The organism is Pseudomonas sp. PME37.24/025 (genome assembly GCF_055556615.1).
In genome coordinates, this window is sequence record NZ_JBVHNK010000011.1 from 47700 (window position 1) to 68665 (window position 20966).

18 protein-coding genes are annotated in these 20966 nt (G+C 59.7%); 9 read left to right on the plus strand and 9 right to left on the minus strand.

The window, feature by feature from the left end:
- Positions 1 to 63 precede the first annotated feature (63 nt).
- From ACZ3HH_RS20160 to ACZ3HH_RS20175, 4 genes are read left to right on the plus strand one after another with little or no spacing between them, the layout of a single operon-like run.
- Positions 64 to 2001 (plus strand): type VI secretion system Vgr family protein, encoded by a 1938-nt coding sequence (locus ACZ3HH_RS20160; protein WP_465807030.1) that lies wholly within the window; start codon positions 64 to 66, stop codon positions 1999 to 2001.
- 18 nt (positions 2002 to 2019) lie between these two features.
- Positions 2020 to 2454 (plus strand): DcrB-related protein, encoded by a 435-nt coding sequence (locus ACZ3HH_RS20165; RefSeq protein ID WP_465807032.1) that lies wholly within the window; start codon positions 2020 to 2022, stop codon positions 2452 to 2454.
- 12 nt (positions 2455 to 2466) lie between these two features.
- Complete coding sequence (locus tag ACZ3HH_RS20170; RefSeq protein WP_465807034.1) at positions 2467 to 6807, plus strand: RHS repeat-associated core domain-containing protein; 4341 nt, start codon at positions 2467 to 2469, stop codon at positions 6805 to 6807.
- Positions 6808 to 6822: 15 nt separating this feature from the next.
- Positions 6823 to 7137, plus strand: a complete 315-nt coding sequence (locus tag ACZ3HH_RS20175; RefSeq protein ID WP_465807036.1) for a hypothetical protein — start codon at positions 6823 to 6825, stop codon at positions 7135 to 7137.
- A gap of 307 nt (positions 7138 to 7444) precedes the next feature.
- Here ACZ3HH_RS20175 and ACZ3HH_RS20180 read toward each other — a convergent pair whose 3' ends face one another.
- From ACZ3HH_RS20180 to ACZ3HH_RS20190, 3 genes are all read right to left on the minus strand, one after another.
- Positions 7445 to 7720 (minus strand): HU family DNA-binding protein, encoded by a 276-nt coding sequence (locus ACZ3HH_RS20180; RefSeq protein ID WP_003213368.1) that lies wholly within the window; start codon positions 7718 to 7720, stop codon positions 7445 to 7447.
- A gap of 192 nt (positions 7721 to 7912) precedes the next feature.
- Positions 7913 to 9061, minus strand: a complete 1149-nt coding sequence (locus ACZ3HH_RS20185) for an NAD(P)/FAD-dependent oxidoreductase (protein WP_465807044.1) — start codon at positions 9059 to 9061, stop codon at positions 7913 to 7915.
- Positions 9062 to 9080: 19 nt separating this feature from the next.
- Positions 9081 to 9248 (minus strand): rubredoxin, encoded by a 168-nt coding sequence (locus tag ACZ3HH_RS20190; protein WP_465807046.1) that lies wholly within the window; start codon positions 9246 to 9248, stop codon positions 9081 to 9083.
- Positions 9249 to 9448: 200 nt separating this feature from the next.
- Here ACZ3HH_RS20190 and ACZ3HH_RS20195 point away from each other — a divergent pair, with 200 nt between their 5' ends.
- Both ACZ3HH_RS20195 and ubiA read left to right on the plus strand, forming a co-directional pair.
- Positions 9449 to 10012: a chorismate--pyruvate lyase family protein gene (locus ACZ3HH_RS20195; RefSeq protein ID WP_465807048.1), complete on the plus strand. Its 564-nt coding sequence runs from the start codon at positions 9449 to 9451 to the stop codon at positions 10010 to 10012.
- Complete coding sequence (gene ubiA, locus ACZ3HH_RS20200) at positions 10012 to 10902, plus strand: 4-hydroxybenzoate octaprenyltransferase (RefSeq protein ID WP_465807050.1); 891 nt, start codon at positions 10012 to 10014, stop codon at positions 10900 to 10902. The genes ACZ3HH_RS20195 and ubiA overlap by 1 nt, the downstream gene beginning before the upstream one ends.
- A gap of 57 nt (positions 10903 to 10959) precedes the next feature.
- Here ubiA and ACZ3HH_RS20205 read toward each other — a convergent pair whose 3' ends face one another.
- A complete protein-coding gene (locus ACZ3HH_RS20205; protein WP_465807052.1) occupies positions 10960 to 11337 on the minus strand; it encodes a COG4315 family predicted lipoprotein in 378 nt (125 codons plus the stop codon).
- A gap of 152 nt (positions 11338 to 11489) precedes the next feature.
- On the opposite strand from ACZ3HH_RS20205, the gene phoB reads away from it, so the two are divergent.
- The 3 genes from phoB (at position 11490) to ACZ3HH_RS20220 (ending at position 15004) form a co-directional block, all read left to right on the plus strand.
- On the plus strand, positions 11490 to 12179 hold the full coding sequence (gene phoB, locus ACZ3HH_RS20210) for a phosphate regulon transcriptional regulator PhoB (RefSeq protein WP_007896474.1): 690 nt from the start codon (positions 11490 to 11492) through the stop codon (positions 12177 to 12179).
- 74 nt (positions 12180 to 12253) lie between these two features.
- The gene (gene phoR, locus ACZ3HH_RS20215; protein ID WP_465807425.1) at positions 12254 to 13540 is read left to right on the plus strand and encodes a phosphate regulon sensor histidine kinase PhoR; all 1287 of its coding nucleotides are present in this window, start codon (positions 12254 to 12256) and stop codon (positions 13538 to 13540) included.
- A 123-nt stretch (positions 13541 to 13663) separates the two neighbouring features.
- On the plus strand, positions 13664 to 15004 hold the full coding sequence (locus tag ACZ3HH_RS20220; RefSeq protein ID WP_465807055.1) for a hemolysin family protein: 1341 nt from the start codon (positions 13664 to 13666) through the stop codon (positions 15002 to 15004).
- A 165-nt stretch (positions 15005 to 15169) separates the two neighbouring features.
- Here ACZ3HH_RS20220 and ACZ3HH_RS20225 read toward each other — a convergent pair whose 3' ends face one another.
- The 5 genes from ACZ3HH_RS20225 to pstA all read right to left on the minus strand — a co-directional run bounded on the left by ACZ3HH_RS20225 (position 15170) and on the right by pstA (position 20961).
- On the minus strand, positions 15170 to 16066 hold the full coding sequence (locus ACZ3HH_RS20225; protein ID WP_465807057.1) for a peptidoglycan DD-metalloendopeptidase family protein: 897 nt from the start codon (positions 16064 to 16066) through the stop codon (positions 15170 to 15172).
- Between the two features lie 208 nt (positions 16067 to 16274).
- Positions 16275 to 17225, minus strand: coding sequence for a response regulator (locus tag ACZ3HH_RS20230; protein ID WP_465807059.1), 951 nt, complete (start codon positions 17223 to 17225; stop codon positions 16275 to 16277).
- Between the two features lie 193 nt (positions 17226 to 17418).
- Positions 17419 to 18180 carry a phosphate signaling complex protein PhoU gene (phoU, locus tag ACZ3HH_RS20235; RefSeq protein ID WP_008073516.1) on the minus strand — a complete coding sequence of 254 codons (762 nt, stop codon included), beginning with the start codon at positions 18178 to 18180 and terminating at the stop codon, positions 17419 to 17421.
- A gap of 71 nt (positions 18181 to 18251) precedes the next feature.
- On the minus strand, positions 18252 to 19085 hold the full coding sequence (gene pstB / locus ACZ3HH_RS20240; protein WP_367373625.1) for a phosphate ABC transporter ATP-binding protein PstB: 834 nt from the start codon (positions 19083 to 19085) through the stop codon (positions 18252 to 18254).
- 205 nt (positions 19086 to 19290) lie between these two features.
- Complete coding sequence (gene pstA / locus ACZ3HH_RS20245) at positions 19291 to 20961, minus strand: phosphate ABC transporter permease PstA (protein WP_460143925.1); 1671 nt, start codon at positions 20959 to 20961, stop codon at positions 19291 to 19293.
- Positions 20962 to 20966: the final 5 nt, after the last annotated feature.

Sequence of the window (20966 nt, forward strand, 5' to 3'; positions counted from 1 at the left end):
ACATTTGATCTGGTTTCTGCTGGGAAAAGCGGCGCGGCGATTACAACGTTTACGGGATAACTGATGCTATTCAAGCAACTCTCACGCCTGGCAAAAATCACCAGCCCCTTGGGGCCGGATGTGCTGTTGCTCAAGGACATGGGCGGCGGCGAAGAGCTGGGGCGGCTGTTCAACTACGAGCTGCAGTTGCACTCACTGGACAACGCCATCGACCTCAACCAGTTGCTGGGCAAACCCATGTGCTTGAGCCTGCAACTGGACGGCGGTGGCGAGCGCTATTTCCATGGCATCGTTGCCCGTTGCAGCCAGAACGTCGACCAGGGCCAGTTCGCCAGCTACCAGGCCACGCTGCGGCCCTGGCTATGGCTGCTGACCCGCACGTCCGATTGCCGGATTTTCCAGAACCTGACCATCCCGCAGATCATCAAACAGGTTTTTCGCGACCTGGGGTTTTCCGATTTCGAAGATGCCCTGAGCCGGCCTTATCGCGAGTGGGAATACTGCGTGCAGTATCGCGAAACCAGTTTCGATTTCGTCAGCCGCCTGATGGAGCAGGAGGGAATCTACTACTTCTTCCGCCATGAACAGGGTCGTCATGTGCTGGTGTTGGCCGATGCCTACGGCGCCCACACCAACGCGCCCGGCTATGCTTCGGTGCCCTACTACCCGAAGAATGAACAGCAGCGCGAACGCGACCACATCCACGATTGGCACCTGGCCCAGGAAGTCCAGCCGGGCTCGCTGGAACTCAACGACTACGACTTCCAGCGCCCCAGCGCGCGAATTGACGTGCGCTCGGCCATGCCTCGTCCGCACACCGCAGGCGATTACCCGCTGTACGACTATCCCGGCACCTATGTGCAAAGTGCAGACGGCGAACATTATGCCCGCACCCGCATCGAAGCCTTGCAGACCCTGCACGAACAGGTCGAGTTCGCCGGCAACGCCCGGGGTCTGGGGTCCGGTCATTTGTTCAGCCTCACCGGCTTCAGCCGCCAGGACCAGAACCGCGAATACCTGATCGTCGGCGCCCGTTACTACGTCGCCCAGGGAAGCGGGGAAACCGGCGGCGCTGCCGCTTCGGCGCAGTTCGAAAGCAGCCTGACCTGCATCGACGCCCAACAAAGCTACCGCCCCCTGCCCAACACCCACCGCCCCATCGTCAAAGGTCCGCAGACCGCACTGGTGGTTGGCCCCAAGGGCGAGGAAATCTGGACCGACCAGTTCGGTCGGGTGAAAGTGCATTTCTATTGGGATCGCCACGACCAGTCCAACGAAAACAGTTCGTGCTGGATACGTGTGTCGCAGGCTTGGGCAGGCAAGAACTGGGGGACGGTGCAGATCCCGCGCATTGGGCAGGAAGTGATCGTCAGCTTCCTTGAAGGGGATCCCGACAGGCCCATCGTCACCGGTCGTGTGTATAACGCCGAACAAACCGTACCCTATGCGTTACCCGCCAATGCCACTCAGAGCGGTACCAAAAGCCGTTCGAGCAAGGGCGGCACGCCGGCGAATTTCAACGAAATCCGGATGGAAGACAAGAAAGGCGCCGAGCAACTGTACATCCATGCCGAGCGCAACCAGGACATCGTGGTCGAGGTGGATGAAAGCCACTCGGTGGGCCACGACCGCAACAAGAGCATCGGGCATAACGAGACGGTGACTATCGGCAACAACCGCCTGCGTATCGTCAAACAGGAAGACATTCTTTCGGTGGGTCAGCGCAAGACCGACAGCATCAGCCAGAGCTACGTCATTGAAGTGGGTGAGAACCTGCGGCTGGTCTGTGGTGAAAGCATCCTGGAGCTCAATGCCAGCGGCCAGATCAACCTGACCGGCGTGCAAATCAGCTTCTATGCCAGCGGTGATGCCGAGTTCAACACCGGCGGCGTGCTGCACCTGAACAACGGCGGCGGCGCTGGCGCTACGCCTGATGGCCAGGGCGTCAAGGCCAGCATCGACGCCAACATCAATGCCGCGTTTCCCAAGCCCAAGGGCTAATCACGAGAGCTGTGTTCCATGACTTACCGAATCAATGAACTCCAGTTCCAACTGCCGGCAGGCGAACTGCAAGACGCGTCGATCAACATCCTCAAGTTCCCTGAACTGGGCACTTCGCTGATTGTCAGCCGCAGCTTGCTGGCTGAGGGCGAAACCTTGCAAAGCAACTTCGACGATCAGCTCAAGCGCCTGGAAAAGCAAGTGCAAGACTTGCGTTTCCAACCGGGCGTCGCCGTGCGCATGGGCGCCAACCAGGAAGTCGAAGGCATCGAATTGCGCAGCCAGTTCAACAAGGGCAACGACAAAGTCTTCCAATACCAGTTGGCACTGGTGTTGCCCGGCACCCGCAAAATGCTCGCCCTGAGCTACGTGAAGGCCGAAAAACTTGGCGATGCCGAAGCCGCGCATTGGGCGATCATCAAGAGTTCGCTGTTGTTCGACGTTCCGGCCTGATGAGCACCCTGCATGTCTGACGCACTCTGGGCCGCCCGGCTGGGCGATGCACTCAACCACACCTCGATGATGGCCGACATCCTCGGCGGTGTGCTGGAAGTAGCGGCCAACATTGCGATTACCGCGCTGGCCACCGCCGCCGTGGTGGCGGCCACGGGCATCACGGTCGTCACCGGGGGGTTGGGTTGCGTCGTGCTCGGCTTGGTGGTGGGCACGATCGTCGGCCTCGCCATGAGCAAGACCGGGGCCGACAAGGGCCTGAGCAATTTATGCGAGAGTTTCAGTAATTCGCTGTTTCCGCCCACAGTGCAGGCGAACATTCTCACCGGCTCCACCAACACCCTCACCAACAACATTCCCGCCGCCAGGGCCGCCGGGGCGATCCCGTCCCATGTCGCGCCGGCCGGCACCGAGCTGGAAATACCCGAGCCCGAAGCGGAAGCCAGTTACCTCGACATGGCCGAAAGCTTCTTCTCGCAGATGTGGCGCCCTACCGTCGCCACCCCGGCGCCCGGCGCGGTGCCCAAGCCGCTGGACCTGCTCGTCTGCATGAAGCATCCGCCGATGCCGCCGCAGTTTCTGGCCGAGGGCTCGGACAAAGTCACCATCAACGGCCAGCCCGCCGTGCGCAGCGGCGACCGCAGCACCTGCGATGCCAAGGTGGTGGGCTCCGGGCTGATTTCCTCCAACGTGACCATTGGCGGCGGTTCGGTGGTGGTGCGCGAGATCCGCAGCGGCAAGACCCCGGGCGTGGGGCTGGCGGTCACGGCGTTGCTGATGCTCAAGGGCGGCAAGGGCAAATTCCTGAGTAACCTGCCGTGCATGCTGGTCGGTGGCGCGACGTCGATGGCCGTCAGCAGCGCGATGGGGGCGATGGCCAACGCCGCCATGGGCTCGTCGAACCCGGTGCATGCGGCGACCGGGGCCAAGGTGCTGGGCGGTGACGATGAGCTGGATTTCGTGTTGCCTGGAATCTTGCCGATGGATTGGCAGCGTTTCTACAACAGCCGCGACGAGCGTCGCAACGGGTTGTTCGGGGCGGGTTGGAGTGTGTCTTATGAGGTGCGGGTTGAAATCCTGCCTCATCCCGAGGGCGGCGAAACGCTGGTCTACACCGATGAACAGGCGCGGCGCATCGACATGGGTTCGATCCCCTTGGGCGGCGCGGTGTTCAGTGCGGGTGAAGGGCTGAGTGTTCGACGCCACGTTAATGGGCAGTTGCTGATTGAAAGCGATGACGGTGTGTACCGGTTGTTCAATCCAACGCCGGGCAATACGGCGCTGCTGCGCCTTGATCAATTGGGTGACCGCAATGACAACCGCATTTATCTCGACTATGACGGCGTCGGGCAACTTGTTCGACTGCGCGACACCTTCGATCTGGTGCAGGTCGAGCTGATTCAAGAAGGCGGTCGCGTGGCTCGGGTTGAACGCCTGTACCCCGACCAACATCGCGAAATACTCGCCAGCTATGGCTACGACGCAGCCGGCAACCTGGCCGAAGTGCGCGACGCCACCGGCCAGGTGCAACGGCGCTTCGCCTACGATGCCGGGCAGCGGATGGTCGAGCATAAGTTGCCTACGGGGCTACGTTGTTTCTATGAATGGGCGTTGATTGAAGACCGTGAATGGCGCGTGGTCCGGCACTGGACCGACGAGGGCGACGCTTACCAGCTCGACTATGACCTCGTCGCCGGTGTCACGCGCATTACCGATGGTTTGCAGCGCGTCAGTACGCGGCGCTGGAACAGCCAACACCAAATCACCGAGTACACCGACAACCTCGGCCAGACTTGGCAGTTCGAGTGGAACGACGAGCGCCAATTGCTCAGCGCCACCGACCCGCAGGGCGGGCACTACGAATACAGCTACGACGACGCTGGCAACCTGATCGGCGAAACCGACCCGCTGGGCCGCAGCGATTCGACCCTATGGCTCGAGCACTGGGCCCTGCCGCTGGTAGACACCGACGCCGCCGGAAACAGCTGGCAGTATCGCTACGATCAGCGCGGCAACTGCCTCGCCGAAACCGATCCGCTGGGCCACATCACCCGATACCGCTACGACACCCACGGCCAGGTCGTCGAGATCATCGACGCCACCGGTAAAAGCAAAAAGCTGCGCTGGAACCCGTTCGGCCAATTGGTCGAACACATCGATTGCTCGGGTTACCCGACGCGGTTCACTTACGACAACCGGGGCTATCTGCAAACCATCACCGATGCCCTCGGCGAGCGCACCCAATTCAGCTACGACGCCCAAGGGCGGTTGCTCAGCAGCCAATTGCCGGGCGGCCGTACCGAGCACTATCAGCGCGACGTCAGCGGCCAATTGACCGGTTATACCGACCCGGCCGGGCACACCACGCTCTATCAACACAACCGTCGCGGCCAGGTGCGTCAGCGCACCGACGCCCATGGCCGGCAAGTGCAGTTCGGGTATGACAGCTATGGGCGGCTGCAAGCGCTGACCAACGAGAACGGCGAAAGTTATCGGTTTGCCTGGGACGCAGCTGATCGACTGACCGAACAACAAGATCTCGACGGCAGCGCCAAGCGCTACACCTATAACCTGTTGGATAACGTCGCGGCGGTAACGGCTGTTCCGGCGCCTTATGGCACCGGCTTGGCCGTCGTCCCCGAAACGCCCCTGGCCCCCGTCGTTCATCGACTGGAACGCGACGCTGTCGGCCGGCTGATCGCCAAACTCACCGACGATGGCCGTACCGACTACACCTACGACCCGCTGGACCAGCTCACCGCCGTCACCTTTACCGACCACCACGGCAACGCACAAACCCTGAGCTTCGCCTACGATGCCCTCGGCCAATTGCTCGAAGAACAAAGCGCGGCCGGCAGCCTGCACCACCACTACGATGAACTCGGCAACCTGATCCAGACCCAACTGCCCGACGACCGCTGGATCAATCGCCTGTATTACGGCAGCGGCCACCTGCATCAGATCAACCTCGACGGCCAGGTCATCAGCGACTTCGAACGCGATCGCCTGCACCGCGAAGTGCTGCGCACCCAAGGCCAGATCAGCACCCGCAGCGAATACGATCGCAGCGGGCGCTTACGCTCACGCCAACGCCGACACACCAGCCAGCCATCGCTGATGCCGGCCGCCGTGCAGAAACATTTCGAGTACGACCCCGCCGACAACCTGATCGGCAAACTCGACCAACAACCCGCCGCGCAACACCGCCAACTGCTGCACTACGACGCCACCGGCCGCATCATCGCCAGTCAGGACAGCCTGCACGGCCAACGCGAAACCTTCGCCTACGACGCCGCCGCCAACCTGCTGGACGGCCCACAACCCGGCGCCGGACTGGTGGTACACAACAAACTGCTGACCTACCAGGACAAGCGTTACCGCTACGACGCATTTGGCCGGATGATCGAAAAACGCAGCGCTAAGCGGGGCCTGCAGCGCTTCGGTTACGACGCCGAAAGCCGATTGATTGAAGTACGCAATGAAAACGGCAGCGTGGTCAGGATGACCTACGACCCGTTGGGCCGGCGCATCGAAAAAACCGAGCACGACACTAACGGCTACCCACTCGGCGAAACCCGCTTCACCTGGGACGGCCTGCGCCTGTTGCAGGAACATAAACACAGCCAGACCAGCCTTTACCTCTATGAAGACGAAGGTTACGAACCCCTGGCCCGCGTCGACGGCACCGGACCGCTGCAAAAAGTCCGCTATTACCACAACAACCTCAACGGCCTACCGGAACAGCTAACCGAGGCGGACGGCCACAACGTCTGGCAGGCGACTTATCGGGTGTGGGGCAACACGTTAGAAGAGGTGCGCGAGCCGTATTACATTGAAGAGCAGAACCTGCGGTTTCAGGGGCAGTACCTGGACCGGGAGACGGGGCTGCATTTCAATACGTTCAGGTTTTATGATCCGGATGTGGGGCGGTTTACGACGCCGGACCCGATTGGGTTGGCGGGGGGAATCAATCTATATCAATATGTACTCGATCCATTTGGGTGGATAGATCCGCTTGGACTCAAGTCTTGTGGCAGCGGACCGAAATGGACAAAAAAAGGTTGGAAACATGTTTACGAACGTCACTTTAGAACTCCGGGCCCACGCTGGTCGCATAAGAGCAAGTTTACTGTCGGCAACGAGCAGAAATTGAAACGCATGGTGAACAAAACAGTTAACCGAGGCACCGCGACTTATCAGAAAGATAAGCAGGGCAATACAAAATACGAACTTGATTTCGGAAAACCCGTTGGATCTCGCACCAACAAGCAAACCAGCATCGTTGAGCACCAAAATAAAATGACTGTTATCCTCAACAAACACGGCGAAGTGGTAACAGCCTTCCCGTCCTAAAAATCAGGTACCCCTATGCCACTCGATTTTATGGCTTCAGAAAGTCAAAAAAACATTAATGAAAAAACTCCCGTATTTTCTCTAAGTGAAGACGCACACGATATTCTGCTGAGCATCGCAAAACCCAAAAAAGACTTCCCGAAAATACATAAATTTTCCGATTACTACTCCGACACCAGCATTCTTTTTGGTGAAATAGAACCTCTAATAGCTGAAATAAAAAAAGCAATGAAAACCAGCAAACAAAATTCAACCGATTTGAATAACTTAATAAACTTCCTAAATAATACCTACAATGAAAATTTGAACTTATACATTTATTGCGATTAAGCCAGCCTTTTTCTATACGAGGACGAAGACTACGAACCCCGGGCCCGTGTCAACGGCACCCGCATCAACGGCCCAACCCAAATTGTGACCATTCAACGCGACACGCCAAGGGACTGGGGGTGTCAATTACTGGGGGAGATCTGTCTAAACGGATACTGGGCAGCAAAATAGTGCAGCTCAACAACGCTCTGGATTTGACCCGAGCCGATGTGCGCAAGTAATAAAGGCAAAAAAATGAGCACCCGATTCAATCGGCATGCCCATTTTTCGATACGGTTCTCCCCCTTCTTCAGGGAATTCGCCGCAACTATGGATTAACGCTGTCTTTCAACGACTTGCCCGGCTTGAAAGCAACAGTGTTGCTGGCCTTGATTTTGACTGGCTCACCGGTCTGCGGGTTTTTGCCCGTACGTGCACCACGATGGCGTTGCAGGAAGGTCCCGAAGCCCACCAGCGTGACGCTGTCTTTGCGGTGCAGAGCGCCGGTGATTTCTTCGAGAACGGCGTTGAGAACGCGGTTGGCCTGTTCTTTGGTGAGGTCTGCTTTTTCCGCAATTGCAGCGGCGAGTTCTGGTTTACGCATTAGTGAAGCCCCTTTGACGGTTTTTTGTTGTTATGTCCGTGCTGTTCTCGTTGGAACAGCGCCTAAGGCGCCGCAGGTGCTCTACTCTGCGGCAGACGGGAGTGAGAATGGCACGCGCTTTAGAGCGGCGCCAGTCTCCCCGCGACCTTTGTGGGAGCAAAAGCGGGGTGATTCCGACAGAACGACCGGTATTTACGCCAGCAAGGCTGGAAGCTCTTTGTTCAGGGCGAGTTTTTCCATCACCGCCGCGCCTGTCAGGGCATAGCCCAGCAATTTGCCGGCGCTGTCGCGGCACAACACCTTGATGTCCGCGCCCTGCCCTTCGACCGTCCAGACGCCCTCCATGCCCCGTGGTGGCGGTGAAACCACCAATGGGCAGACCGGGGTTTTAACGGTGATGGGCATCGGGCCATAGCTCACCGCCGTCGGGTTTCCGGCAAGGGTCTGGGCCAGCGCTCTCGCACAGCTCATGAGGGGCATGACGTACAGCAGATTCAGCCCGTCGACCTCGGCGCAGTCGCCCAAGGCATAGATGTTGGCGTGAGAAGTTTTCAGATGACGGTCGACCACCACACCACGGTTGACCTGCAGCCCGGCAGCGGCCGCCAGGTCGATGCGCGGACGCAGACCGATGGCCGACACCACCACATCGCAAGGGATGACCTGGCCATCGGACAGATGCGCTTCCAGGCCATCAGCCACTCTTTGCAGGCGATTGAGCACTGGCCCGAGATGGAAGCGCGCGCCCAGGCTTTCCAGGCCGGCCTGGACCGCAGCGGCCGCTGCCGGGTGCAGCAAGGTCGGCATGACCTGTTCGCACGGTGCAACCAGTTGCACCTCGTAACCACCGAGGATGAGATCGTTGGCGAATTCGCAGCCGATCAAACCGGCGCCCAGCAGCAACACTCGACGCTTGCCGACCGCAGCCGCACGAAAGCGTGCGTAGTCTTCAAGATCATTGATCGGGAAAACGGCATCCGCCGCGTCGCCTTCGATCGGCACCCGCACGGTTTCCGCGCCCCAGGCCAGGATCAGGTCGCGGTAGATCACCGCTTCCTCACCAATCCACAGGCGTTTATGGCCCGGATCGATACCGCTGATGCGCGTGTGGGTGCGCACTTCGGCCTTCAATTGCTCGGCCATGGCGCCCGGTTCGGCCATGCTCAGGCCATCGGCGTCTTTATTCTTGCCGAAGCCGGTGGAGAGCATCGGCTTGGAGTAGGAGCGTCCGTCATCTGCGGTAATCAGCAGCAGCGGAGTTTCGCCATCGAGTTTGCGAAACTCCCGGGCCAGGTTGTAGCCAGCCAGCCCAGTGCCGACGATCACGACAGGTGCGTTCATTCCCTTACTCCTTGGATTCTTAGTTGATTTCGATCATTTCGAAATCCATTTTGCCCACGCCGCAGTCCGGGCACAGCCAATCTTCCGGCACGTCCTGCCACTGTGTGCCCGCTGCAATACCGTCGTCCGGCCAACCCTCGGCTTCGTTATAGATCAGGCCGCAGACCACACATTGCCACTTTTTCATTCAGGTACTTCCTCAGGATTCAGGCTTTTGCCGGCGCGAACGGTCGATCGGTGAAGCGTTGCCGTCCGGCTCAGGGGCGTTTTGTACTGATCGGACCCGGCAGATGCAAGCCTGTTCGGCGCAACGTCAGGCCGGTCAATCAAAATCGCCGCCTGACATGGTAAGCTCGCCGCCTCATTTGCTGCCAATAATGACTCACTGTGCCGCACTCAAAATCCCCTTCCGCGACACCGGCCTGGCTCCCTCGAAGCCAACTGATGCCCCTCCCCGACGCCTCTACGCTCGACTGGTTGTTCGACGAAGGATCGCTGACCCGGCGCCTGATCCGCCTGTCGAATGATGGTTTCAGCGTCACGCCGCTGTTCGAAGGCTGGCAATCGCTACGCGCCGACGAATGTGCTGCGCTGGAGCTGGCCGAAGGCAGTGAAGGCTGGGTGCGCGAGGTGTATTTGCGCGGCCACGGTGAAGCCTGGGTGTTTGCCCGCAGCGTAGCGGCGCGTAGCGCGTTGCAGGGCGACGGATTGCATATGGACGAGCTGGGCAGCCGTTCTCTGGGCGAATTGCTGTTTTGCGATCAGGCGTTTCAGCGCCGGGCCATCGAAGTTTGTCACTATCCTCAGGCATGGCTGCCGGTGGATGCTCGGGCGCCTGAACTGTGGGGCCGGCGCTCGCGTTTCGACCGCGGCGCCTTGAGCGTGCTGGTGGCCGAGATTTTCCTGCCGACCTTGTGGAACGCCACCCGCGCCCATCCGGAGAATTGCTGATGTACCAGAGCCTGCTCAAGTCCCTGAACCGCTTGAATCCTCGGGCCTGGGATTTCATTCAGCTGACCCGCATGGACAAGCCGATCGGCATTTATTTGCTTCTATGGCCAACGTTGTGGGCGCTCTGGATTGCCGGTGAAGGTTCGCCTTCATTGGCCAATATCGTGATTTTCGTGCTCGGCGTGGTACTGACCCGTGCCGGCGGGTGTGTGATCAACGATTGGGCGGACCGCAAGGTCGATGGCCACGTGAAACGCACCGAACAGCGACCACTGGTGAGCGGCAAGATCAGTTCGAAAGAAGCGCTGGTGTTCTTCGCGATGCTGATGGGCGTGAGTTTCCTGCTGGTGTTGTGCACCAACGCAGCGACGGTCTGGCTGTCGCTGGGCGGTTTGGCCTTGGCCTTCACTTACCCGTTCATGAAACGCTACACCTATTACCCGCAAGTGGTGCTGGGCGCGGCGTTCTCTTGGGGCATGCCGATGGCGTTCACCGCCGAAACCGGTGAACTGCCGGCGGTGGCCTGGTTGCTGTGGATCGCCAACCTGTTGTGGACCGTGGGCTACGACACCTATTACGCCATGACCGACCGCGATGACGACTTGAAGATCGGCGTGAAATCCACTGCAATTCTGTTTGGCGATGCCGACAGGGCGATCATTCTGACCCTGCAGGGATTGGCGTTGGGTTGCCTGCTGCTGGCGGGCTCGAAATTCCAGCTCGGTGGCTGGTTCCACCTCGGGCTGCTGGCGGCGGCGGGCTGTTTTGCGTGGGAGTTCTGGTACACCCGCAGCAAGGACCGGATGCGCTGCTTCCAGGCGTTTTTGCATAACCATTGGGCGGGGTTGGCGATTTTTGTCGGGATTGTGCTGGATTACGCGTTGCGCTGAAGGCAATGAGGGCAGATCCGCTCCCCGTGACCAGGTCCGAGGAGCGGATTACACGGGTCAGTGCTTCGGCATGTGCCACATATCTTTGTAACCTTCGCCGTTCTTATCGCCAGGCTTCATGTCCATTTTGTAGGTGTACATTGGCTTGCCGTCATAAGCCCACTGCATCATGCCGTCATCACGCTTGATGATCGTCCATTCACCTTCGGCCTTGGCACCCGCCGGAGCCATCATCGGTGGCCACATCTTGGCGCAATCGGCATTACACATCGACTTACCGCCAGTGTCCTTGTCGAACGTGTAAACGGTCATACCCTTATGATCGACCATCATCCCGTCTTTCATCATCGCCGGCTCGGCGGCGAAGGCCAGGGACGGCAGCGTTAGCGCAGCCGTGACCAGCAGGGCCTTCCAGGATTGAGCAATGTGATTCATGGAAACCTTCCTCTTGTGGTTGTCAGGATTCGGACTTAGAGCTTAGTTCAGGATCGCGACAATCGCAGGGCGGCTAAAATACTGTCACACGACTGCAATAATTCCGTTATCTAATGCGGCGCAAGACAGTTAAATGACAAGAGGATTAACGCATGGTTGGCAGGAGCATTCTGATCGTCGACGACGAAGCGCCCATTCGCGAAATGATCGCCGTTGCGTTGGAAATGGCCGGCTATGACTGCCTGGAGGCGGAGAACTCGCAGCAGGCCCATGCCATTATCGTCGACCGCAAACCGGACCTGATTTTGCTCGACTGGATGCTGCCCGGCACCTCCGGCATCGAACTGGCCCGACGCCTCAAGCGCGATGAGCTGACCGGGGATATCCCGATTATCATGCTCACCGCCAAGGGCGAAGAGGACAACAAGATCCAGGGCCTGGAAGTCGGCGCTGACGACTACATCACCAAACCGTTTTCCCCCCGCGAGCTGGTGGCGCGCCTGAAAGCCGTGCTGCGCCGCGCCGGCCCGACCGATGGCGAAGCGCCGATCGAAGTCGGCGGCCTGCTGCTGGACCCGATCAGCCACCGCGTGACCATCGACGGCAAACCTGCCGAGATGGGCCCGACCGAATACCGTTTGCTGCAATTTTTCATGACCCACCAGGAACGTGCCTACACCCGTGGCCAGTTGCTGGATCAGGTCTGGGGCGGCAATGTCTATGTCGAAGAGCGCACCGTCGATGTGCACATCCGTCGCCTGCGCAAAGCCCTCGGCGATGCCTACGAAAATCTGGTACAAACCGTGCGCGGCACTGGCTACCGGTTTTCCACCAAGGCCTGAGCAGACTGCCAGACTCGCTGACAAGGACGCATTTTTCCGTGAACCAAAACTGGCATGGCACCCTGATTCGCCACATGCTGCTGCTGGTCACCGCCTGCCTGGTGATCGGCCTGATTTCCGGCTACTACGGCTGGAGCCTCGCCGTGGGCCTGGGCCTTTACCTGGCGTGGACCCTCAAGCAGCTGCTGCGTTTGCATGAATGGCTGCGCCAGCACCAACCCGATGAAGCACCGCCCGACGGCTACGGTCTGTGGGGTGAAGTGTTCGACAGCATCTACCACTTGCAACGCCGCGACCAACGGGTGCGCGGGCGCCTGCAAGCGGTGATCGACCGGGTCCAGGAATCCACCGCTGCGCTGAAAGACGCAGTGATCATGCTCGACAGCGACGGCAACCTCGAATGGTGGAACCGCGCCGCCGAAACCCTGCTCGGCCTCAAGACCCCGCAAGACAGCGGCCAACCGGTAACCAACCTCGTCCGCCATCCGCGCTTCAAGGAATACTTCGAGCAGGACAGCTACGCCGAGCCGCTGGAAATCCCCTCACCGATTAATGATCGCCTGCGCATTCAGCTGTACATCACTCGCTACGGCAACAACGAACACCTGATGCTGGTGCGCGACGTGACGCGCATCCATCAGCTGGAACAGATGCGCAAAGACTTCATCGCCAATGTGTCCCACGAACTGCGCACGCCGCTGACGGTGATCTGCGGCTACCTGGAGACCCTGCTCGACAACGTCGAGGAAGTGAACCCGCGCTGGACCCGTGCCCTGCAGCAGATGCAGCAGCAAGGCGGGCGCATGCAGACCTTGCTTAACGACTTGCTGCTGCTGGCCAAACTGGAAGCCACCGATTACCCGTCGGACAATCAACCGGTGTCCATTGACAATCTGCTGCAATCGATCAAGGGCGACGCTCAGCAACTGTCCGGTCAACGCAATCAGCACATCAGCCTGGAAGCCGATCCGACGATTCTGCTCAAGGGTAGCGAAGCCGAATTGCGTAGCGCGTTCTCCAACCTGGTGTTCAATGCCGTGAAATACACCCCGGCCGAAGGCAATATCCGCATTCGCTGGTGGGGTGACGATCAAGGCGCACACCTGAGCGTGCAGGATTCGGGGATCGGCATCGACAGCAAACACTTGCCGCGCCTGACTGAACGCTTCTACCGCGTCGATTCCAGCCGCAACTCCAACACCGGCGGCACCGGGCTGGGGCTGGCCATCGTCAAACATGTGTTGCTGCGCCACCGGGCACGTATGGAAATCAGCAGTGTGCCGGGCCACGGCAGCACGTTTACCTGCCATTTTTCGCCAGCCCAGGTCACCAAATCCCGCATCATCAGCGCCACCGACTGATACCAGTCAGCACTCGCCACTAGGCAATTGTCCGGTCAGCCGCTACATTGGCTGACTTGTGCCTGCCCTTCAGGCGCACTTTTTTCTTTCCTTTCGAATACACGGAACCCGCAAAACTCCATCATGGACCCTTCCCCTGGCTTGACCCTCGCGACACTCTTCGCCGATTTCGGCATGATTCTTTTTGCTCTGATCCTGGTTGTGCTCAACGGCTTTTTTGTTGCGGCGGAATTTGCCATGGTCAAATTGCGCTCGACCCGGGTCGAAGCCATCGCTGAACAACACGGCTGGCGCGGGCATATCCTGCGCACCGTGCACAGCCAGCTCGATGCTTACCTCTCGGCTTGCCAATTGGGTATCACCCTCGCCTCCCTGGGCCTGGGCTGGGTCGGCGAGCCGGCATTCGCACACATTCTCGAACCGGTGCTGAGCGCCGTTGGCGTAGAGTCCGCCGAAGTGGTCAAAGGCGTGTCGTTCTTCACGGCGTTCTTTATCATTTCGTACCTGCACATCGTGGTCGGTGAGTTGGCCCCCAAATCCTGGGCCATCCGCAAACCCGAGTTGCTGTCGCTGTGGACGGCCGTGCCGCTGTACGTGTTCTACTGGGCCATGTACCCGGCCATTTACCTGCTCAACGCCAGCGCCAACCAGATCCTGCGGATCGCCGGCCAGGGTGAACCCGGCCCGCATCACGAGCACCATTACAGCCGTGAAGAACTGAAACTGATCTTGCACTCCAGCCGCGGCCAGGACCCGAGCGACCAAGGCATGCGCGTTTTGGCCTCGGCAGTGGAAATGGGCGAGCTGGAAGTCGTCGACTGGGCCAACTCCCGGGAAGACCTGGTGACGCTGGAATTCAACGCGCCGCTCAAGGAAATTCTGGCGATGTTCCGTCGCCACAAGTTCAGCCGCTACCCGGTGTACGACAGCGAGCGCCAGGAGTTCGTCGGCCTGTTGCACATCAAGGATTTGCTGCTTGAATTGGCCGCACTGGATCACATTCCCGAGTCGTTCAACCTCGCCGAACTGACCCGCCCGCTGGAGCGCGTATCTCGCCATATGCCGCTGTCGCAGTTGCTGGAGCAGTTCCGCAAGGGCGGTTCGCATTTCGCTGTGGTCGAGGAAGCCGACGGCAACATCATCGGCTACCTGACCATGGAAGACGTGCTGGAAGTGCTGGTCGGCGACATTCAGGACGAACACCGCAAGGCCGAACGCGGGATCCTCGCGTATCAACCGGGCAAGTTGCTGGTGCGCGGCGATACGCCGCTGTTCAAGGTTGAACGCCTATTGGGCATCGATCTGGACCACATCGAAGCCGAAACCCTCGCCGGGCTGGTCTACGAAACCCTGAAACGGGTGCCGGAAGAGGAAGAAGTGCTGGAAGTCGAAGGCTTGCGGATCATCATCAAGAAGATGAAAGGGCCGAAGATTATTTTGGCCAAGGTGTTGATGCTGGATTGAGCATCGCATTCGCAGAGTGAAGGGCTGTTTGTGGCGAGGGAGCTTGCTCCCGCTCGGCTGCGCAGCAGTCGCTAACCGGTGAATGCAGTGTGGATTGCCGGGGCGAGGGCCGCTTCGCAGCCCAACGGGAGCAAGCTCCCTCGCCACATTAAATCTCCATCGTCTTCACTGCTTGCCCAACGCAAAGTTGGGCAACGCGCCTACCGGCTGATTGAACTGGTATGGAATCGACACCAGCCCCAACCCGGTATTGCGCTGCACCACGAAGTGCAGGTGCGGGCCGCTGCTGTTGCCGGTATTGCCTGACAGCGCCAGCGCACTGCCCACCACCACTCGCTGACCTTCCCGTACGCTGACCGAACCTTTCTTGAGGTGCAGGTACACGCCCATGGTCCCGTCATCGTGCAATACCCGCACGAAATTGCCCGACGGATCGTTGCCGCGCCCGGTCTGGCCATTCTCGGTTTTCACTACCATCCCGCCGCGCGCCGCGATTATCGGCGTGCCTTCAGGCATCGCGATGTCCATCGCATAACGGTTCTTCGGCCCGTAGTGGCTGTATTGGCCATTGGCGCCCTGACTCAGCCGAAACGGCCCGCCACGCCAGGGCAACGGATATCGATAGGCCATGGCGGCCCCTGCGGGGTCGCCCAGGGAATATTCGAACCTTGGGGTATACGCCAGCGGTCTTCCGGCCTTCGTCGCCTTGAGCAGCGCCAGACGAATGTTACTGCGCGCCGGCAAAACCCGACGGATCGGTCGGCTTGGCGCACCGCTGACGTTATTCAGCCCGGCAAAACTCAGCTCGATCTCGACCGGCGCATACAGGTCGTTGCGCACGAATACACTGTCCATGCCCCTCTGTTTCTTGATATCGAGGTACACCTGCCGCTCAAGACGCTCGACCATTCGGTCCCGAAAAACGAACACCGTCGCGCCTTTGGTGGGGCGGTCGCTGTAAGAGACCACGCCACTGGCGTCGGTGGACCGGTAAATCGTCATGGCCACAGCCGAGGTGGAGGCCATGAACAGACCACAGAAAAACAGCAGGCGCGCGAGCATGGGCAAGATTCTGTCGAGTAAGGCCTGGAAAGGAGCCTAGCAGCTGAAATGGACCAGCGTAGTCGACAGATGTTTCAAGATGGGCGGTTCAGGAGATGTGCGGTGTATTCGATGGCCCCATCGCGAGCAGGCTCGCTCCCACATTGGAACGCATTTCAAATGTGGGAGCGAGCCTGCTCGCGATGACTTTGGATCAGGCGACGCCGGGCTACGCGCCCGGTACGAAATGCTTCTGCGCGGTGCCACGGGCGATCAGGCGGGAGATGTAGTCGAGCTTCTGCGCATCCTGGTCAACAAAGCGGAAGGTCAGTTGCAGCCACTCGCTGTCGGGCTTCGGCTCGTGGGCGACGATGGCGTGCAGGTAGCCGTTGAGGCGGGCGATTTCAGCATTGTCGCCCTGCTCCAGGTCGAGCACGGCGCTGTCGAGGACTTGCGGCAGGGTGTCGGTGCGTTTCACCACCAGCAGCGCTTCCTTGATGCTCAAGGCCTTGATCACGCATTGCTGAGTGCCGCTGGGCAGGCGCAGTTGGCCTTGGCCACGACCGCCAGCCGATGCGGCGGAGGCGGCAGGTGCCTTGACTGGCGGGCTATTGAGTAGGCCGCGGGACGGCGCGGCAGCCGGGGCTGGCGTGGCGGCGGCAGGTTTGGCGAACGGATTGACGATGGCTGCCGATGGGGTAGCCACGGCAGCCTTGCCGCCGGTCAACGCGCTGAGGGAATCATTGCCGAACGCCGAGTTCATTTTGGTCGGCGCGCTGTTCATCAAGGTGTCGAGCTTGCCGACCTTGTTCAGCGCCTGCTTGACCTTGGTCAGCAGTTGCTCGTTGGTGAACGGCTTGCTGACGTAGCCGGAAACCCCGGCCTGAATCGCCTGGACGACGTTCTCTTTGTCGCCACGGCTGGTGACCATCACGAACGGCATGGTCTTGAGGTTTTCCTGCTCGCGGCACCAGGTCAGCAGCTCCAGACCGGACATTTCCGGCATTTCCCAGTCGCACAGAACCAGGTCGAACGCTTCTTTGGCCAGCATGGCCTGGGCCTTTTTGCCGTTGACTGCATCTTCGGTCCGGATCCCCGGGAAGTAGTTGCGCAGGCACTTCTTCACCAAGTCACGAATGAACGACGCATCGTCCACTACCAACACACTGATCTTGCTCATCCAACACCCCTTTAAAAATCCCGGCAAGCATAACGCTGGCTGATGGCACTTTGCCAAAACTCTTCAGTCACGCCGGGACTTTTCGTTCGCGGGTGCTGCTTTTCTATTCGGTTTTTCAATTCGGCTTTTCAATTCGAAAGCCACGCAAACAAAAACGCCCGGCCAAAGGGCCGGGCGCTTTTCTTGGGCAATCTTACTTATCGTCAGCTTTGCCCGGAACATTAGCGGTTTCGGCACTTGTGCCTTCAACTTCTTCTTTCATGCGCTTGAGGCCCAGGTGACGCACGTCAGTGCCACGCACCAGGTAAATCACCAGTTCCGAGATGTTGCGCGCGTGGTCGCCGATCCGCTCCAGCGAGCGCAGCACCCAGATAATGCTCAAGACCCGCGAGATAGAGCGTGGGTCTTCCATCATGTAGGTGGCGAGTTCACGCAGTGCGGTCTTGTATTCGCGGTCGATGATCTTGTCGTATTGCGCCACCGACAACGCCAGATCGGCGTCGAAGCGGGCAAATGCGTCCAGGGCATCGCGAACCATGTTGCGCACCTGGTCGCCGATGTGGCGAACCTCGACGTAACCGCGCGGCGCTTCGCCTTCTTCGCATAACTGGATGGCACGACGGGCGATCTTGGTGGCTTCGTCGCCAATGCGCTCCAGATCGATCACCGATTTGGAGATGCTGATGATCAACCGCAAGTCCGACGCCGCCGGCTGACGACGGGCCAGAATGCGCAGGCATTCTTCGTCGATGTTGCGTTCCATCTGGTTGATCTGGTCGTCGATCTCGCGCACTTGCTGGGCCAGGCCGGAGTCGGCCTCGATCAGCGCGGTGACCGCATCGTTGACCTGCTTCTCGACCAGCCCGCCCATGGCCAGGAGGTGGCTGCGCACTTCCTCGAGCTCAGCGTTGAACTGCTGGGAGATGTGATGGGTAAGGCCTTCTTTACTAATCATGTTGGCGTCCTTGGAGCGTCCGGTAAGGTGCGGTGGGCCGCAGCGTCAGTTCAGTGAGCAATAACAGCTTCCTAGCCGTAACGACCAGTGATGTAGTCTTCGGTCTGCTTCTTCGCCGGATTGGTGAACAGAGTATCGGTGTCGCCGAATTCCACCAGTTTGCCCATGTACATGAACGCCGTGTAGTCGGAAACCCGCGCGGCCTGCTGCATGTTGTGGGTCACGATAACAATGGTGAACTTGGATTTCAGTTCGTAGATCAGCTCTTCGACTTTCAGCGTGGAGATCGGGTCGAGTGCCGAGCACGGTTCGTCGAGCAGCAGCACTTCCGGCTCCACGGCGATGGTGCGGGCAATCACCAGACGTTGTTGCTGACCACCGGACAGGCCGAGTGCCGACTCGTGCAGACGGTCTTTGACCTCATCCCACAACGCCGCGCCTTTCAACGCCCACTCGACGGCTTCGTCAAGAATGCGTTTCTTGTTGATGCCCTGGATGCGCAAACCGTAAACCACGTTTTCGTAAATGGTTTTCGGGAACGGGTTGGGCTTCTGGAACACCATCCCGACGCGACGACGCAGCTCGGCCACGTCCTCGCCCTTGCGGTAGATGTTGTGACCGTAGAGGTTGATCGCGCCGTCGACGCGGCAGCCGTCCACCAGGTCGTTCATGCGGTTGAAGGTGCGCAGCAGCGTGGACTTGCCGCAGCCGGACGGGCCGATGAAGGCGGTCACACGCTGTTTCGGGATGTTCATGCTGACGTCGAACAGCGCTTGTTTGTCGCCGTAGAACAGGCTCAGGCCCGGCACTTCGATGGCCACGGTTTCCTGCTCGAGGCTCAGGCTCTGTTTGTCGCGGCCCAAGGCCGACATGTTGATGCCGTGAGTGTGTGCTTCGTGCTGCATGGGAGGCTCCCTGTGCTAACAAATTCGGTTCGTTGAACCGCTGGCTTGGTGTTCGGGCCAGCGGCTTACTCAAAATCTCTGTCTGACGCCGGTCCCTGTGGGAGCTGGCTTGCCTGCGATGGCATCACTACGGTGTTACTGATAGACCGTGTCGTCTGTATCGCAGGTAAGCCAGCTCCCACAGGGACAGCGGCGACCAATTAACTTAGCTATCCAGTGCTTTGTATTTTTCGCGCAGATGGTTACGGATATAAACGGCCGACAAGTTGAGCGTGGCAATCACCAGCACCAGCAGCAATGCGGTGGCGTACACCAGCGGCCGCGCGGCTTCGACGTTCGGGCTCTGGAAACCGACGTCATAAATGTGGAAACCCAAGTGCATGATCTTCTGGTCCAGGTGCAAGTACGGGTAGTTGCCATCCAGCGGCAGCGACGGCGCCAGTTTCACCACCCCCACCAGCATCAGCGGCGCCACTTCACCGGCGGCACGGGCCACGGCGAGGATCATGCCGGTCATCATTGCCGGGCTGGCCATTGGCAGCACAATCTTCCACAAGGTTTCGGCCTTGGTCGCGCCGAGAGCCAACGAGCCTTCACGCACTGTACGAGGAATCCGCGCCAGGCCTTCTTCGGTGGCCACGATCACCACCGGCACCGCCAGCAGCGCCAGGGTCAGCGAGGCCCAAAGCAGGCCCGGTGTGCCAAAGGTCGGCGCCGGCAGTGCTTCAGGGAAGAACAACCGGTCGACCGAACCGCCGAGCACGTAGACGAAGAAGCCCAGACCAAACACGCCGTAAACGATGGCCGGAACACCCGCCAGGTTGTTCACCGCGATGCGAATCAGGCGAGTCATCGGCCCCTGACGTGCGTATTCACGCAGGTACACCGCCGCCAATACACCGAACGGCGTTACGATCATCGCCATGATCAGAGTCATCATCACGGTGCCGAAAATCGCCGGAAAGATCCCGCCTTCGGTGTTCGCTTCACGCGGGTCATCACTGAGGAATTCCCAGACCTTGCTGAAGTAGAAGCCGATCTTGGTGAAGGTGCCCATGGCGTTCGGCTGGTAGGCGTGAACCACTTTACCGATGCCGATTTCGACTTCTTTGCCGTTCGCGTCGCGAGCAGTCAGGCTGTCGCGGTTGAACTGCGCGTGCAGATCATTCAGGCGCGCTTCGATTTCCTGATAACGGGCATTCAACTCGGCGCGCTCGGACTCCAGGTCCGCTTGAGCGGCAGCGTCGAGATGGCCGGCCAGTTCCAGTTTGCGACCGTGCAGACGCACTCGTTCGAGCCCTGCGTTGATCGCGCCGATGTCGGTTTTTTCCAGGCTCTTGAGCTGTGCGGCGAGCTGGTTGACGCGATCGACACGCGCCTGCAACTCAGGCCATGCGGCCTCGCCTTCAGCGATAACCTTGCCATCCTGTTTGACGTTGACCAGATAACCGTAAAAGTTGCCCCACTCGCGACGCTCAATGGTCATCAGCTCAGGTGGGGTTTTCTGGTTGGTCAGCCATTCGCCGACAATCCACGTGAAGTCGGTGCCGTTCAGATCACGGTTGCCGACCTTGATCAGCTCGCGGGTCATGAACTCCGGGCCCTGATCGGGCACCGGCAGGCCAGCGCTTTTCAGGCGCTCGCGTGGCACTTCTTCCTTCTGCACCACTTCGCCGATGACGAGGTGATTGGCTTGTCCCGGCACGTCGTAACTGGCGTGGATCAGGTCCGCCGGCCAGAAGTGACCCAGACCGCGCACGGCAATCACCGCCAGCAGGCCAATGGTCATGATGACCGCAATGGACACCGCGCCGCCGCTGATCCAGACGCCGGGGGCGCCGCTCTTGAACCATCCATTCAGGGAGTTCTGTTTCACAGACT